Here is a 16,205-nt window from a genome sequence, read left to right as displayed (position 1 = left end):
TATTTTTTCTACCTCGCACCCCCAATCGTTGCCGTCATTCTGATTTGACGATTGTCAGTGATTTCAAGGTTGGACAGTACAACCAATCTAGGCAATACACGACGTAAGAAACGAGACAACAGTGGACGAAGTGCATGGTTGACCAATAATACCGGTGGTGCTCCCAACATTTCCTGACGCTCCAATGCCTCTGCCGCCTGACGTTCCAAACTTTCTGCCAAACCTGGCTCCAGTCCGCCGCCATTTTGCAGTGCCTGTAGCAGCAATCTTTCCAACCCCGCATCCAAGCCAATCACTTTGATTTCATCCGCATTCGGGAACCATCGCTGGGCAATCGCCCTGCCAAGCGCGATTCTAATCATGGCCGTTAATTCATAAGGATCTTTCTGTACCGGCGCATGTTCTGCCAGTGTTTCAACAATGGTACGCATATCGCGGATCGGCACTTGTTCCGCCAGCAAGTTTTGCAAAACTTTATGCAAGGTTGTCAGGCTCACGACATCAGGAATGAAATCTTCCGTCAGTTTCGGCATTTCCTGACTGACGCGCTCAAACAATTGCTGCGCTTCCTGTCTGCCAAACAGTTCACTGGAATGCTGGGAGAGCAAATGGTTTAGGTGAGTTGCAACAACCGTGCTGGCCGCTACGACAGTATAACCTTGCACTTGCGCCTGTTCTCTTAAACTGTCATCAATCCAGACAGCAGCCAGACCAAAAGCAGGATCTGTCGTCAAGTCACCTTGCAATTCGCCCACCGCACCGCCCGGATTAATCGCTAACCAACGTCCCGGATGGGCTTCACCACGCCCAATTTCTACGCCTTTCATCATGATACGGTAGCTGGCTGGCGCCAATTCAAGGTTGTCACGAATATGCACAACGGGTGGCAGATATCCCACTTCTTGCGCGAATTTTTTACGAATACCACTAATACGGCCCAGCAATTCACCGTTTTGGCGGAAATCCACCATTGGGATCAAACGATAACCCACTTCCATTCCCAGTGGATCTTCCAGTTGCACATCAGACCATGAGGCTTCTGCGGTTTGTTGTTGTTCTTCCACCGCTTTCATCTCTTCATGTTGTGCCACAAGCGGATTTTTGTCCTTACGCAATAGGAAATAGCCCACGCCCGCCAAAGCCGCCGTAAATAACAAAAAGACGAAATTAGGCATTCCCGGCACCAATCCAAGCAAGCCGAGTACACCTGCACTCAACATCATTACCTTTGGATTGTTGAAAAGCTGGGTCACCATTTGCTGACCAACATCTTCATCTGTCGCTACGCGCGTTACGATAACACCTGCCGCTGTGGAAATAATTAATGCAGGTAACTGAGCAACCAAGCCATCACCGATGGTCAGCAAAGTATAGGCTTCTGCGGCATCCCCCAAAGACAAACCGTGTTGAGCAACACCAACAATCAAGCCACCAATGATATTAATCACCAATATCATCAATCCGGCAATCGCATCACCACGTACGAATTTGCTCGCACCGTCCATTGAACCGTAGAAATCCGCTTCCTGTGTCACTTCGGCACGACGCTTTTTAGCTTCATCTTCGCCGATCAAACCAGCGTTTAAATCAGCATCAATCGCCATCTGTTTACCTGGCATTCCATCCAATACAAAGCGCGCACCGACTTCTGCAATACGCCCTGCACCTTTGGTAATGACCATAAAGTTAATCAGGATCAAGATAACGAAAACCACGATACCAATGGCAAAATTACCACCAACCAGGAAGTGACCAAAAGCTTCCACGACTTGCCCTGCCGCCGCAGATCCCGTGTGTCCTTCCATTAAGATAATTCGTGTGGAAGCCACATTCAGTGACAGGCGCAGTAAGGTTGAAAACAGCAAAATGGTCGGGAATGCGGCAAAATCCAGCGTCCGGCGGGTAAACATTGCCACCAGCAGGACCATGATAGAAAGCGCGATATTGAAAGTGAACAGTAGATCAAGCAGGAATGGTGGCAACGGCAGTACCATCATTGACAAGATCATGAGGATTAGAACAGGCCCCGCAAGCATTTGCCACTGGGAGCCTTTTATATTCCCTGATAAACGTAATAATGAGGCCAGATTAGCCATGACGATTATTTTCTCCAGCAAAATCCAGTGCTGGCGGCACTGGCAGATTTTCAGGTTTTTTCGGTTTCAGGCCACCTTCCTGTTTCCAACGTTTCAATTGGTAAACCCAGGCAAGCACTTCTGCGACAGCAGCATATAATGCCGCAGGAATAAAGCCGCCAACCTCAGCATGGCGAAACAACGCGCGTGCCAAAGGTGGAGCTTCCAGTAATGGAATGCGATTTTCCGCACCAATTTCTTTAATGCGCAAGGCAATGAGTCCTGTCCCTTTTGCCAATACTTTGGGAGCACTCATTTTTTTGCTGTCATACTGCAAGGCAACAGCGTAATGAGTCGGGTTGGTGACAATGACATCCGCCTTCGGCACATCTGCCATCATGCGCTTACGCGCAGCCGCTCGCTGTTGTTGACGAATTCTGGCCTTTACATGTGGGTCCCCTTCTTGCTCCTTAAATTCATCCTTGATCTCCTGACGGGTCATTCTCAATTTTTTCAAGTGGCTGCGGATCTGATAAAACACATCAAACGCTACCATGGGTATCAACATAAATAAGACAATATAACTGGCAAAAATCAGCATCATCATGGCATCGCTCAAGGCTATCAGCGGATGTTGAGCAGACAGATTGAGCATAGTAGGCCAATTAAGCCAGATAAACAGGGCTGCCCCCCCTCCTACCAATGATGCCTTCAAAATGGCTTTGAATAATTCCGCCAATGCATTCATGGAAAAAATTTTCTTCAAGCCTGAGATGGGATTCAACTTGGTCAAGTCAAATTTGATCGATTTTGAGCTGAATAGCAGCCCGCCCATCAACGCTGGCGCACTGAGAGCAATTAAGACCAATCCAATAAAAACCGGCAGTAACGCCCAAACCGCTTGTTTCAGTAACCGACCAACTTGTTGCACCATCTGTTTGTCGTTACTGACCATGTTATGGTCGAAATTGAATCCTTCGAATACCATCAGGGAAAGTTCATGGGTAATCGATTGTCCGCTCATCCAGAGCAAACTTACCCCTCCCGCTAACATCAGGATTGAGGTGAGTTCTTTAGAACGCGCAATTTGCCCCTCTTTGCGAGCTTTTTCCCGTTTATGGGGCGTGGGTTCTTCGGTTTTTTCGAGATCGCTATCTTCAGCCACAGCTTTCCTTGGTGAGCGTTCGTGATTACATGCAGAAAATTTGCCTTTAGGAAAGGGCAAATAAAATTGTGTTAAGCATGACAAAAGCCCAGAAATTCAATGGCGGGAACACTGCAAAATTTGCGGGGATATTTGGGGCATTATGACAACTATTTTGCATTGAGATGGCCAGTAACAGCCATCTCAATGCGTTTTTTAATCTATTTTAACTGGTGCCTTAATATCAATACTATCAGCATTAACATCGCGGATATGATCTTTCGTCAGGCGATAGACTACCGGACTAAGAAAGGCAATGGCTATCAGGTTGGGGATCGCCATCATGGCATTAAGGGTATCTGCCAGCAACCAGACAAATGTTAACGACTGAGTGGCGCCAATCGGCAACGCAATAATCCAAAGGATACGGAAAGGTACTATGGCTTTTGGCCCCAATAAATATTGGATACATTTCTCACCATAAAAACTCCATCCCAAAATGGTTGTAAAGGCGAAAATAGCCAAAGCAACAGCAACGATATAGTTGCCTCCCGGGATCACGGTTGAGAAAGAAGCAGCGGTTAGAGTTGCGCCCGTTTGGCCTGTCAGCCAGCCACCGGTAATAACAATGGTTAAGCCTGTTACGGAGCAGACGACGATCGTATCAATAAAGGTTCCCAGCATGGCAATCAAACCCTGACGAATGGGATTTTGGGTTTTTGCCGCGGCGTGAGCAATAGGCGCACTTCCCATGCCTGCTTCGTTAGAGAATACGCCGCGGGCAATACCAAAACGGATCGCCGCCCAAACTGCTGCACCAGCAAATCCCCCCTGCGCCGCAACAGGCGTGAAAGCAGATTTGATGATTAAAGCAAATGCATCGGGAATAGCTGTAAGATTAAGTGCCAAAACAATAATCCCTGCCCCAAAGTAACCGACAGTCATAATCGGCACTAATTTACCAGCGACATCAGAAATGCGTTTGATACCGCCGATTAACACGGCACCCACCAAAACGACCAAGATACCGGCCGTGATGGTTTTTTCAATACCAAAGTTACTTTGCAATACGTCAGCGACAGAGTTGGCTTGTACGGTATTGCCGATACCAAAACCCGCAATACTGCCGAAGAAAGCAAAGAGTGTTCCCAGCCACACCCATTTTTTACCCAAGCCGTTTTTGATGTAATACATCGGACCGCCAACGTAATTACCGTTTTTATCGGTTTCACGGAAACGTACCGCCAAGACTGCTTCTGAATATTTCGTCGCCATGCCCACCAATGCGGTCATCCACATCCAGAACATAGCTCCGGGCCCGCCCATCACAATGGCTGTCGCCACTCCCGCGATATTTCCAGTCCCGATTGTCGCTGACAATGCAGTCATTAGCGCGTTAAACGGTGAAATTTGACCTTCACCTCGTTGTTCATTTTTTTGAAAGAGTAATTTGAACCCCGTGCCTAATTTACGTATCGGTAAGAAAGACAAGCGGATTTGCATGAAGATACCAATCCCCAAAAGCCCAATTAGCATGGGAACACCCCATACTACCCCGTTTAGTGCAGATAACCATTGTGTAATTAATTCCATATACACCCTCGGCATTTAACATAACAAGTTGGTAACAAAATTATTTCAATTAAATAAAGAGCATTTTGAGAAAATAAGCGAGGGTTATTTGAGTATCTTTGGCAAGAAAAAATTGATACTGTGAGTTGAGTCACTCGTTATGGTTATGCTTTATCAATCTTATTGATAATCATTCTTCTTACATCATTGATTCTGATATCTCACTGCCAAATCCAAATTTTTATCTCGCCATTAAATAAATTAAAGGTTTTTTATAGTGAATAAATGGGTATTATTTGCTTTTCACATAGTTTCTAGAATGACTACAGGATTATCGAGTGGCAAGAGTTGGTTACATCAGAGTGTCAACAAATGACCAAAATAGTGATTTACAAAGAAATGCGTTAGTCAGTATTCACTGTGAGCTGATTTTTGAAGACAAGATCAGCGGGAAGACGGCTAATCGTCCTGGGCTAAAACGTGCCTTAAAGCATCTTAAATCTGGCGATACACTGGTGGTTTGGAAATTGGATCGGCTGGGGCGTAGTGTAAAGAATCTGGTCACCCTGATTTCAGAACTGCATGAACGCGGAATTCATTTTCAAAGCCTGACTGACAGTATTGATACCAGTACGGCAATGGGAAGGTTTTTTTTCCATGTAATGAGTGCACTGGCAGAAATGGAACGTGAGCTGATTGTAGAAAGAACCAATGCCGGACTAGCCGCAGCACGGGAACAGGGGCGCATTGGTGGACGGCCAGTGGTGTTTACCGAGGAAAATCGACAACAGGCCGCCAGGTTATTGAATAAAGGGCATAGCCGGAAGCAGTTGTCGATTATTTACAATGTATCGTTATCAACAATTTATAAGTATTTACCCGTCGGGAAAGTGGTTGTTTCCTCTGCATGACCTGAATTAATGTCATCGAAGCAGGCGCTTGAGCCAGCCATCCGGCTCACCCAAGCGCAACCAAAATATAAAGATTCCGTTCGTTAAAGCTCTTATACTCGTTATCAAAAACCTAAACTATCCAATAGATCATCAACCTGTGCCTGGTTGCTAATCACACCAGCCCCATTCTGGTTAACTTGAGGGCCGTTAAGAAGACTGTCGTTCTCTTTTTTCGCTTTAGCCATCTGGTCGGATGGCATATTTTCCATTAATACCATGACCAACTGTTTTTCCAACTCCTGAATAACTTCCATCATCCGCTTAATTACCTGCCCAGTAAGATCCTGAAAGTCTTGCGCCATCATGATCTCAAGCAATTGAGTGTTGGTAAATGAAGTATGATCAGGTACGAGATTCAAATAATTTCTCGTGTCCGTTACCAGTGAGCGAGCATCGGTCAGATCCAAATTCTTCGGATTTGCAAACCATTCATCCCAACGTTGGGTTAACACTTTTGCTGATGCTTCCAATTCGTTCTGACGGGGCTGTGCGACTTCAACGCAGTTCAGCACCCTTTCAGCCGCTTGTGCCGTCATTTGAACAACGTAATTTAATCGCTCTCTTGCATCTGGGATCGCCTCAGCCGCCTGAGCGATGGTTTGATCCAATCCCAGTTCACGTAAACTATCGCGCAGCATTCTGGTTAACTGCCCAATACGGCTGATTATCTCACTGGTTGAGATCGCCTCACTTCTCGGCATGACTGGATTCTGACTCATTTTGTCTCCTTAGAGCCCCAATTTTTCAAATATTTTATTGAGTTTCTCTTCCAAAATAGCCGCAGTAAACGGTTTCACAACATAACCGCTCGCTCCGGCTTGGGCTGCTGCAATAATGTTCTCTTTTTTTGCCTCCGCCGTTACCATCAGGACAGGTAAAGCTGCCAGTTTTTCTTCACCGCGGATCGTTTTCAACAATTCAAGGCCATCAATATTTGGCATGTTCCAGTCAGAAATAACAAAATCAAATTCGGCAGTGCGGAGTTTAGTCAACGCTTCTGCTCCATCCTGCGCTTCATCTACATTGTTGAATCCCAGTTCTTTCAGTAAATTACGTACAATTCGACGCATAGTTGAAAAGTCATCGACGACCAAAAATTTCAGATCCTTACTTGCCATAAAAACTCCTTGGAATTTCACTTATCCAGCAGCACAGCGCTGCAAAAATTAACATCAAATACAACTACCAAATACAACGACTAAATACGAACCGATTGCCCCGCACTGATTTTGGCCAGCATAGTTTTACTGATTTTTTGAAGATCCATGACTTCATCCACCGCCCCTAACTGGATCGCAGCCCGTGGCATACCAAAAACGACACAACTTTTTTCGCTTTGGGCTAATGTGTAAGCACCCGCCTGCTTCATTTCCAACAAGCCGGCAGCACCATCATTACCCATACCGGTTAAAATAACGCCTACCGCATTGCGCCCGGCATATTTAGCAACGGAACGGAAGAGGACATCAACGGAAGGACGATGGCGATTAACTGGCTGAGCATGGGTTACCATGATTTGATAATTAGCCCCACTGCGGCAAAGCTCCATATGACGATCGCCAGGGGCAATGTAAGCATGTCCCGGCAGAACACGCTCCCCATCCTCAGCTTCTTTTACCGTTATCTGACTCAGTTTATTAAGTCTTTGTGCAAAAGAACGGGTGAAACCCGGAGGCATATGTTGAGTAATTAATAAAGCCGGACTGGTGATCGGCAGGGGTTGCAGCAGGTTTTTGATTGCTTCAGTTCCTCCTGTCGATGCTCCTACTGCGATGAGTTTTTCACTGGATAATAGTGGCTTGAAATTCAATGGTGCTGTACTTACCGATATCGGCTCTACCGGACTGATTTTAGCCTGGGCTGCGGCACGGATTTTTTCGGCAATCAGTTCGCTATAAGCTAACATACCTTCACGGATACCCAATTGTGGCTTAGTCACAAAGTCCACCGCTCCCAGTTCCAATGCTTTCAATGTAATTTCCGAACCTTTTGCTGTCAGAGAAGACACCATCACAACAGGCATAGGACGCAACCGCATCAATTTTTCCAGAAAATCAATACCATCCATGCGCGGCATCTCAACATCCAATGTTAATACCTGCGGATTGTGTTTTTTAATTAAATCACGGGCAACAAATGGATCTGGAGCACAATCGACAACTTCCATATCAGGGTGACTATTGATAATTTCCCGCATGATTTGACGCATTAACGCCGAATCATCCACACAAAGAACAGTTATTTTATTCATGACCCCTCCTTGCCCGACCTACACCGTAAACGGTCTGTCCTTGCAAGTAGAACTCTCGGCTGATTTGAGTGACGTTTTCGGAATGCCCTGCAAAGAGCAAACCATCCGGTTTTAAGAAATTGACAAAACGACGCAAGATCCTTTCCTGCGTCTTTTTATCAAAATAAATCATGACATTACGGCAGAATATTGCATCAAATTTACCTTCGAGTGCCCAATCAGAATCAAGCAGGTTCAAATGCTGAAAACTCACCAATTCAGCAAGTAAAGGACGAACCCGTGCATATCCTTCAAAGCGACCAACCCCTTTGAAAAAATATTTTTTCTTTTGGCTTTCACTCAGATACTGTAATTCTTCCAGCCGATAAACACCCCGCCTGGCTTTTTCCAGCACACTGGTATCAATATCACTGCCAATGATTTTTATCCGATTTGACCGATGCCCCAGTGCATCACACAAGGTCATTGCAATAGAATACGGCTCCTCCCCCGTTGAAGCAGCAGCACTCCAAACGCGGTATGTTCCACCATTTTTCCTGCTGGCATGGGCCGCCAAAATAGGAAAATGGTGGGCTTCCCTGAAAAATGCGGTAAGATTAGTAGTCAATGCATTAATGAATGATTCCCATTCTTTACTGTGACTGTCTTGTTCCAGAATCGACAGATATTGACCGAAATCATTAAGCCCCAATAGACGAAGCCGCCTGACTAAACGGTTGTATACCATCTCACGCTTATTTTTTGCCAGTACTATGCCAGCCCGTTGATAGATAAACTGGCAGATGCGCTCAAATTGCGCATCTGACAAAGCATGTCGCTGAAGCATAAAGTTCAGCGACACAGTAGCATCAGTTTCTGAAGCTATTGAATTGGCTTTCATCTGACCTCAGCGAAGTTGATTTACAACATGCTCATCAGTCATGTTTGATGTAGCGGTTGCCTGATGATCGTACTCATCTTCCAAACTGTCAGGCAGTTCAAATTGAGCAACCGTTTTTACCAACATGTCCGCCTTATCTTCAAGCGCAGCAGCGGCAGCGGCAGATTGTTCCACCAATGCAGCATTTTGCTGTGTGACTTGATCCATCTGGCTGACGGCTTGAGCAACTTGATGAATACCACGGCTCTGTTCATCAGAAGCAGCCGCAATTTCAGCCATTAAATCAGTCACCTGGTTTACCGATCTAACCAACTCATCCATCGTTTGCCCCGCATTATTCACCAATTCCGAACCCTGGTTAACACGATGGACAGATTCATCGATTAAGGTTTTGATTTCTTTCGCCGCTTCGGCACTACGTTGTGCCAGGTCACGTACTTCACCGGCGACGACAGAGAACCCCCGCCCCTGTTCGCCGGCACGTGCCGCTTCAACAGCAGCGTTCAGGGCCAGGATATTGGTTTGGAACGCAATACCATCAATAACACTAATAATGGCGCTGATTTTCTTCGAACTTTTGGCAATTTCATCCATAGTTGCCACAACACTTGTGGTTAATTCGCCACCTTTTGAAGCAGTCTGGGAAGCCGATACCGCCAATTCGCTGGCTTGACGCGCATTTTCTGCGTTCTGTTTAACGGTAACAGTCAACTCTTCCATACTGGCAGCCGTTTCTTCCAATGATGCGGCCTGTTGCTCTGTACGTGAAGATAAGTCCGTATTACCTTGAGTGATCTCTTGAATGCCAGAATACATCTGGTTGGTATTCTCACGCACAGCAGCAATGGATTTAGCTAATGATGCCTGCATGTCACGCAGCTTACGGAAAATATCGCCAATCTCATCATCGGTGAATACGGAAATTTCCTTATCCAAACGCCCTTCTGCTACATCCTGGAAGCACGTTCTCATATTCGAAAACGGTCTGAGCAGGTTACGTTTCATCCACCAATTAGCGGCTATTGAAACAACAAATACCATCAAGATGGCGCCAAAAAACATGGCAATGGATACTTTGTAGTAAAATTTCCCTTCAGAAACTGCTGAGTTAATGTTCGCGCCGAGAAACTGCATATAGTTGTTAAATGCAATTTCCATCTTACGCTGGTAATCTTCTGTAGGTTGATCAAGGAAAGCCTGAAAATTACCTTCATAAAGATAAGTTTTTAGCTCTTTTAATGCGTTGATATATTCTTGATAAGAATGTTCAACCGCAGTTAATAAAGCTGCACCCTGATCGGTTTGCTCCATCCGCGGTAGTGAACTGAATTTGGCAAAATTCCGGTCTGCGTCATTCATTGAGCCTTTGAGTAACGCTTCCATTATCTCTATCTGCGCTTGTGGCTGTCCTACTTTCTGGGCAATTGCGATTTTGTTCAAAGTATTACGCGTTTGCAACAATGCCGACCAACTCAATCCAAGGGTATCTCTCCGTTGAGTTCCCAGATCAATTCTTTCAATATATTCCTGATCTGTATGAATTATTCCCAGAGACAAACCACTCGAAATAATTTGCATAACACAAAACATCATCAGTAACAGATACAAACTGGTTGATATGCGAAGCTTGCCTAACATGTAATCACCTCGTTTAACGGCTGCATTATGCAGCCGTAGTTATCGCTATTATTTTTTTAGAATGTTTCCCAATTAGAGGGATCTTCCACATTGCTGTCTTTCTTCAACACGGGAGGATTTGTTTTATTAGCTGGAGGAGTCGACGATTTTGTCGCCGATAAAACTTCATGTTTTCTTTTCTCAGGCTGCTTCCTTTCTGCCTGCTCCGGTAATTGGAACATCGCAACCGCCTTGGTCAATATCTTGGCCTGCTCTTCTAATGCCGCCGCAGCAGCAGCAGACTGCTCAACCAATGACGCATTTTGTTGTGTAACCCTATCCATTTCGGAAATCGCGACACCAACTTGCGTGATCCCTCTGCTTTGTTCATCAGAAGCCGATGCTATTTCCCCCATAATGTCAGTCACGCGGGTAACAGAATCGACAATTTTGTTCATGGTTTCGCCAGCGCTTTCTACCTGCATGGAGCCAGTATCTGTACGATTTACAGAGTCTTCGATTAACGCTTTGATCTCTTTCGCCGCTTCTGCACTGCGCTGTGCCAGATTGCGCACTTCTCCAGCAACTACGGCAAAACCACGGCCATGTTCACCGGCACGGGCAGCTTCCACGGCAGCGTTAAGGGCAAGAATATTGGTTTGGAAAGCAATGGCATCAATGACACCCGTGATATCAGAGATCTTACGAGAACTGTCTGCAATTTCATGCATGGTCTGAACGACATGAGCCACCACTTTACCTCCCTGACGGGCGATCTCAGAGGCGTTGTCAGCCAAGTTACTGGCTTGACGAGCATTGTCAGCATTCTGTTTTACTGTCGCCGTCAACTGTTCCATGCTGGCAGCTGTTTCTTCCAACGAAGCCACTTGTTGTTCAGTACGGGAAGAAAGATCGTTGTTACCCGCGGCAATTTCGCTAGTGCCGGTATAGATGGTTTCGGTACTTTGATGAACACTTCTGACTGTATTGATCAATTCTTCCTGCATGTGTCTCAAGCCAACGGCTAACATGCCCATCTCATTATTGCCAGTTACCGTGATCGCTTGAGTCAAATCCCCTCTTGAGAAGGCTTTGATATTATCTAACAACTTATGCAATGGATTGATCAGCGCTTTGCGTAAGCCAATCCAGCTTATTCCCATGACGACAACCAGCAGAGTCATCACAAAAATCAACGAAGCAATGATGTTACTGTAAGTTTGGTCAGCTTCTTCTGCCACCTGGTCATAAAATTTTGAACTTTGGGAAAGATAAAAGTTAAATTCCACATTAAACGCGTTCTGATAATCCGTCGTTTTATGGAGAAAAAACTCTTCAAACTTGTCATGCGCTAGCATGTTATCTAACTCTTTAAGCGCATTAAGATAATCATTGTGAGTTTGTTTTAGACGTTGCAGATGTTCTGGATCATAGAAAGACAATTTTTCAGTCTGTTCATATTTTTCGAAGAGCCGTTCAGCACGGGCAATATTAGCTTTGGCTTCCGCCAGAGCGTCATCAACTTTATAACTACCTTCAACACCGCGATTTTTCATCATGTACATGATGCCAACACGGTTCAGGTTATTACGGGCTTGCAACAGGTTAACCCAGCTCTCATCCAGATAGATTTGCTGCTCTCGCATTTTATCTATTAAGTCAAAGGCTTTTATATCATTCTTCAACCCTTTGAAGAATAATCCCCCGGAGATAAGTTGCAAAGCACCAAACAATATGATGACTGAGATTAATCCCGTCACTATTTTCATTCGGTTAAACATAACTTCCCTTTTTTTACTAAATTTCTATGCCGATTTTTAGAATTACAGATAGTTATCGGCACACTAAAAGGGAACTTTACGTATAATTCTAAAAATTGATTTTTTACGGTATTTTTTTGATCTAAGACAAAGGGACTACTGATTTTTATTGCAGTAGCCCCAAAACATCAATCTTTACATCAACTTTTGGCGACTGAATCAACCAAAGCCATTTCTTCACTATTGAGAAGCTTCTCGATATCAACCAGAATCAGCATCCGTTCATCAATAGAACCCAGCCCCGTCAGATATTCTGTAGATAAAGTGACCGCAAATTCTGGTGCTGGACAAATCTGATCTTCTTTCAGCGACAGCACGTCAGACACACCATCAACCACAATCCCAACAACACGGTTAAGCAAATTCAGGACAATCACAACAGTGTTGTCGTTATAAGTGACATCTTCTTGTGAGAATTTGATCCTCAAATCGATGATAGGAACGATCACCCCACGCAGGTTGGTGATCCCCTTGATAAAAGCAGGCGTGTTTGCAATGCGGGTAACCTGGTCATAACCGCGAATTTCCTGCACTTTTAATATTTCAATTCCATACTCTTCATCACCTAAGGTGAAAACCAGATATTCCTTTCCGGTCGTTTCCCCCGATAATTTATTAAATTCTTCTATGGCTGACATGATGTTACCTTTTAGTGTGAAATGTTTTGCGCTGAGCCAACTGTTCGTGGTTAAGTTTTTGCAAAGCCGGAATATCAATAATGAGTGCAACGCTGCCATCCCCCATAATGGTGGCCGCCGAAATCCCCGGTACTTTGCGATAATTGCTCTCAATATTTTTAACAACAACTTGATGTTGCCCCACCAGTTTATCTACCAACAAGGCATAACGGCGTCCGGCACTCTGCACAATAACAGCGATGCCTTTCGTTGGATCAGTGATTCCATTAGGGATATCGAATATGCGATACAGTTCAAGCAGAGGTAAATATTCCCCACGTACCAGCAATAGTTTTTCATCACCCGCCAATGGATAAATATCTTCCTCTTGTGGTTGCAATGAACTCACGACAGCACTCAGTGGCAGGATAAAAACTTCCTCATTGACTCTGACTGACATACCATCCAGTATCGCTAATGTCAGCGGCAGCAAAATGCGAATAACAGTTCCCTTTCCTGCCTGGAAATTAATCTGAATTTGCCCGCCCATATCCTGAATATTGCGTTTGACCACATCCATGCCAACACCACGGCCAGAAACATCAGTTACCACTTCTGCGGTAGAGAAACCGGGAGCAAAAATCAGCATTGCCACTTCTTCATTGCTCATATTTTCACTGACGCTTAAGCCCTGAGATTGTGCTTTTGCTAAGATCTTTTCACGGTTTAGACCTGCCCCATCATCAATAACTTCAATACAGATATTCCCACCTTGATGCTCTGCTGCCAGCGTCAAATTACCCGTCTCTGGTTTACCCGCCGCAAGGCGTTTTTCCGGACTTTCGATACCATGATCAAGGCTGTTACGTACCAGGTGAGTTAGAGGATCGATAATCCGTTCAATTAAACTCTTATCCAGTTCTGTCGAACTGCCAATGAGTGTCAATTCCACTTTTTTATTGAGTTTTCCAGCCAAATCCCGCACCAAACGTGGGTAACGGCTAAAAACGTATTCCATCGGCATCATGCGAATTGACATGACAGATTCTTGCAAGTCACGGGAATTTCGCTGCAATTGAGCCATACAGCTCAACAATTCGCTGTGTTTGGTCGGTTCCAGACCGTTACAATGTTGAGCCAGCATAGATTGGGTAATGACCAATTCACCCACTAAATTGATAAGCTGATCAACTTTTTCTACAGCAACACGAATACTGGATGATTCCGCACGTTGGCGTGGCGATCCTGCTGCCGGGCGTGGTGCCGGACGCCCAACTTCACGTACATCTGTTTTTTTCGGGGCGTCAGTCGGCTGTGGATTGTTTGTAATTGTCGTCTTTGTTGCTGTGATAGTATCTTTTGCTGTATTACTACTATTTTCTGCCGTAGTTTTTACCGTATCCGTTTTTACGGCTGTATCTACAGCATCACCGCTTACTACGGTGGCATCTTGTTCTGTTTCAGTGTCCGCGCCTTCTGACGGAGACTCATTGGGGGGTAAAAAAGTGATTTGCTCAGGCTCAATGACAAAACACAATACAGCCGTAATATCATCTTCTGTCGCAGATGTGATTAATGAAGCTTCAAGGCTATTGGTAGTCTGTTCTACATCATAAATCTCACCAAGATGCCCCAATTCATCCTTCATTAAACTAACTTCGCGTTCTTTCAAACCAGATAAATGAACACGTATCTGTCCATGATTGGATTTGTCTGTTGAAGTATACCGCTCTTTTGGCTGATTCTCTTCAGGCTGGGCCAATACTACTGCCTGTTTTTCCTCAACGTCACTTACAACATCTTCTGTGACATGTTCAGCCTGAATCTCAGGGATTGCTGCAAAAAATTCTTTTTCCTGCTGCCCTTGCTGTAGTTCTAATGCCAGCTGACGCAGTGTCTCGCAGATATAATTGAATGTGTCTTCATCCGGCTCCTGAGAACTTTTATAGGCATCCAATTGTTGCTGCATAATATCTTTCGCTTCTAAAAACAAGTTGATAATGTCAACGGTCAAACGTATTTCATCACGTCTGGCGCTATCGAGCAGATTTTCCAAAACATGTGTGGTCTGTTGCAGTTTGGTAAAACCAAAAGTCGCAGCGCCCCCTTTAATGGAGTGGGCGCTGCGAAATATTGCATTTAACTGCTCATGATCTGGCTCATCGGCATCGAGTAGCAATAAGTGCTGCTCCATATCAGCCAACAGTTCATCTGCTTCATCAAAAAAAGTTTGATAAAACGCGGTAATATCCATCGTTACTTACTCTGTCATCTTATTATCACTCGGCGGTTCAGCCGATGGCTGTTCCGATTTTGCGATTTCATGTTTTATGATCACATGGGATTGTTCGGTGGGTTGCTGAGCCGCCGCTCCCTCATTGGAATCCATTCTGATGACTTCTTGCATATCCATACTATTGTTAGCGGTCATGGCGTTACCGCCACTATTTTCCTGCTCAATCCTTTTTTCTGCCTCTTTATTGAGTACAATAATGCTGATACGACGGTTAACCGGCGCATTAGGATCGATATCTTTCTGCATACTAACCGTGGATGCCATACCCACAACTCGCAGGACTTTGGCTTCATCCAGACCACCTATCAGCAATTCACGCCTTGATGCATTGGCACGATCGGAAGAAAGTTCCCAGTTACTGTAACCCCGCTGGCCGTTAGCATACTGTAAATTATCGGTATGACCAGAAAGACTGATTTTATTGGGAATATCATTTAAGATCGGCGCAATTGCCCGCAAGATATCGCTCATGTAACTTTCGACTTTCGAACTGCCAATCATGAACATCGGACGATTTTCTCGATCGATAATCTGAATACGTAAACCTTCATCCATCATGTCAATCAATAAATGAGGACGCAGCTCTTTAAGGCGAGGATCGGTAATAATCAATTGATCAAGTTGCTGGCGTAACCGATTTAAGCGGCGAGTTTCTTCTTTAGCTTCAACGGTATTAGATTGACGGAAGACTTCTCCATCCTGTTGGGAAATATCATCCCCTCCCCCAGGGATCGGGTTGGTGCTATCGCTGCTTTTCTGTCCCTGATTAATTGCTACCTTTAAAGGGGTACGGAAATACTCAGCAATGCTGGTCAATTCCTGCGGGCTGGCTATCGATATCAACCACATAACCAGAAAGAATGCCATCATTGCAGTCATAAAATCAGCATAAGCAATCTTCCATGATCCGCCGACATGGTTCGAATCATGTTTTTTACGCTTCTTTATTCTGACGACAGAAACATTATTCGCTCTCATAA

The 16,205-nt window shown here is 44.9% G+C and carries 13 protein-coding genes; 1 reads left to right on the top strand and 12 read right to left on the bottom strand.

The window, feature by feature from the left end; genetic code table 11:
• Positions 1 to 8: 8 nt before the first annotated feature.
• The 3 genes from flhA to WDV75_RS08650 form a co-directional block, all read right to left on the bottom strand.
• On the bottom strand, positions 9 to 2,096 hold the full coding sequence (flhA, locus tag WDV75_RS08660) for a flagellar biosynthesis protein FlhA (RefSeq protein ID WP_189759640.1): 2,088 nt from the start codon (positions 2,094 to 2,096) through the stop codon (positions 9 to 11).
• Positions 2,089 to 3,240 (bottom strand): flagellar biosynthesis protein FlhB, encoded by a 1,152-nt coding sequence (flhB, locus tag WDV75_RS08655; RefSeq protein WP_273557383.1) that lies wholly within the window; start codon positions 3,238 to 3,240, stop codon positions 2,089 to 2,091. The genes flhA and flhB overlap by 8 nt, the downstream gene beginning before the upstream one ends.
• Positions 3,241 to 3,435: 195 nt before the next feature.
• On the bottom strand, positions 3,436 to 4,812 hold the full coding sequence (locus WDV75_RS08650) for an alanine/glycine:cation symporter family protein (protein ID WP_273557382.1): 1,377 nt from the start codon (positions 4,810 to 4,812) through the stop codon (positions 3,436 to 3,438).
• Positions 4,813 to 5,129: 317 nt separating this feature from the next.
• Here WDV75_RS08650 and WDV75_RS08645 point away from each other — a divergent pair, with 317 nt between their 5' ends.
• Positions 5,130 to 5,702, top strand: coding sequence for a recombinase family protein (locus WDV75_RS08645; protein WP_273557381.1), 573 nt, complete (start codon positions 5,130 to 5,132; stop codon positions 5,700 to 5,702).
• A 104-nt stretch (positions 5,703 to 5,806) separates the two neighbouring features.
• Here WDV75_RS08645 and cheZ read toward each other — a convergent pair whose 3' ends face one another.
• The 9 genes from cheZ to motB form a co-directional block, all read right to left on the bottom strand.
• Positions 5,807 to 6,463 (bottom strand): protein phosphatase CheZ, encoded by a 657-nt coding sequence (gene cheZ, locus WDV75_RS08640; protein WP_273557380.1) that lies wholly within the window; start codon positions 6,461 to 6,463, stop codon positions 5,807 to 5,809.
• 9 nt (positions 6,464 to 6,472) lie between these two features.
• Positions 6,473 to 6,862 (bottom strand): chemotaxis response regulator CheY, encoded by a 390-nt coding sequence (gene cheY, locus WDV75_RS08635; RefSeq protein ID WP_193848364.1) that lies wholly within the window; start codon positions 6,860 to 6,862, stop codon positions 6,473 to 6,475.
• Between the two features lie 80 nt (positions 6,863 to 6,942).
• Positions 6,943 to 7,995 (bottom strand): protein-glutamate methylesterase/protein-glutamine glutaminase, encoded by a 1,053-nt coding sequence (locus tag WDV75_RS08630; protein ID WP_189759646.1) that lies wholly within the window; start codon positions 7,993 to 7,995, stop codon positions 6,943 to 6,945.
• The gene (gene cheR / locus WDV75_RS08625; RefSeq protein WP_273557379.1) at positions 7,988 to 8,875 is read right to left on the bottom strand and encodes a protein-glutamate O-methyltransferase CheR; all 888 of its coding nucleotides are present in this window, start codon (positions 8,873 to 8,875) and stop codon (positions 7,988 to 7,990) included. The genes WDV75_RS08630 and cheR overlap by 8 nt, the downstream gene beginning before the upstream one ends.
• A 6-nt stretch (positions 8,876 to 8,881) precedes the next feature.
• Complete coding sequence (locus WDV75_RS08620) at positions 8,882 to 10,513, bottom strand: methyl-accepting chemotaxis protein (RefSeq protein ID WP_189759648.1); 1,632 nt, start codon at positions 10,511 to 10,513, stop codon at positions 8,882 to 8,884.
• Positions 10,514 to 10,569: 56 nt separating this feature from the next.
• A complete protein-coding gene (locus WDV75_RS08615) occupies positions 10,570 to 12,273 on the bottom strand; it encodes a methyl-accepting chemotaxis protein (RefSeq protein ID WP_273557378.1) in 1,704 nt (567 codons plus the stop codon).
• A gap of 179 nt (positions 12,274 to 12,452) precedes the next feature.
• Positions 12,453 to 12,950: a chemotaxis protein CheW gene (gene cheW, locus WDV75_RS08610; RefSeq protein ID WP_189759650.1), complete on the bottom strand. Its 498-nt coding sequence runs from the start codon at positions 12,948 to 12,950 to the stop codon at positions 12,453 to 12,455.
• 4 nt (positions 12,951 to 12,954) lie between these two features.
• Complete coding sequence (cheA, locus tag WDV75_RS08605; protein ID WP_422399067.1) at positions 12,955 to 15,123, bottom strand: chemotaxis protein CheA; 2,169 nt, start codon at positions 15,121 to 15,123, stop codon at positions 12,955 to 12,957.
• A 66-nt stretch (positions 15,124 to 15,189) separates the two neighbouring features.
• A complete protein-coding gene (gene motB / locus WDV75_RS08600) occupies positions 15,190 to 16,203 on the bottom strand; it encodes a flagellar motor protein MotB (RefSeq protein ID WP_273557376.1) in 1,014 nt (337 codons plus the stop codon).
• Positions 16,204 to 16,205 lie beyond the last annotated feature (2 nt).

The organism is Xenorhabdus griffiniae (assembly GCF_037265215.1).
Taxonomy (GTDB): Bacteria; Pseudomonadota; Gammaproteobacteria; order Enterobacterales; family Enterobacteriaceae; genus Xenorhabdus; species Xenorhabdus griffiniae.
Note: the sequence above shows the minus strand (reverse complement) of the source record. Positions and strands in the feature narration are given on the sequence as shown.

What these genes read in the sequence shown, in the direction of transcription:
- cheY (WP_193848364.1), bottom strand. Translation starts at nt 6,862, where the DNA reads ATGGCAAGTAAGGATCTGAAATTTTTGGTCGTCGATGACTTTTCAACT.
- cheA (WP_422399067.1), bottom strand. Translation starts at nt 15,123, where the DNA reads ATGGAGCAGCACTTATTGCTACTCGATGCCGATGAGCCAGATCATGAG.
- cheW (WP_189759650.1), bottom strand. Translation starts at nt 12,950, where the DNA reads ATGTCAGCCATAGAAGAATTTAATAAATTATCGGGGGAAACGACCGGA.
- WDV75_RS08650 (WP_273557382.1), bottom strand. Translation starts at nt 4,812, where the DNA reads ATGGAATTAATTACACAATGGTTATCTGCACTAAACGGGGTAGTATGG.
- cheR (WP_273557379.1), bottom strand. Translation starts at nt 8,875, where the DNA reads ATGAAAGCCAATTCAATAGCTTCAGAAACTGATGCTACTGTGTCGCTG.
- cheZ (WP_273557380.1), bottom strand. Translation starts at nt 6,463, where the DNA reads ATGAGTCAGAATCCAGTCATGCCGAGAAGTGAGGCGATCTCAACCAGT.
- motB (WP_273557376.1), bottom strand. Translation starts at nt 16,203, where the DNA reads ATGAGAGCGAATAATGTTTCTGTCGTCAGAATAAAGAAGCGTAAAAAA.
- flhA (WP_189759640.1), bottom strand. Translation starts at nt 2,096, where the DNA reads ATGGCTAATCTGGCCTCATTATTACGTTTATCAGGGAATATAAAAGGC.
- WDV75_RS08615 (WP_273557378.1), bottom strand. Translation starts at nt 12,273, where the DNA reads ATGTTTAACCGAATGAAAATAGTGACGGGATTAATCTCAGTCATCATA.
- WDV75_RS08620 (WP_189759648.1), bottom strand. Translation starts at nt 10,513, where the DNA reads ATGTTAGGCAAGCTTCGCATATCAACCAGTTTGTATCTGTTACTGATG.
- WDV75_RS08630 (WP_189759646.1), bottom strand. Translation starts at nt 7,995, where the DNA reads ATGAATAAAATAACTGTTCTTTGTGTGGATGATTCGGCGTTAATGCGT.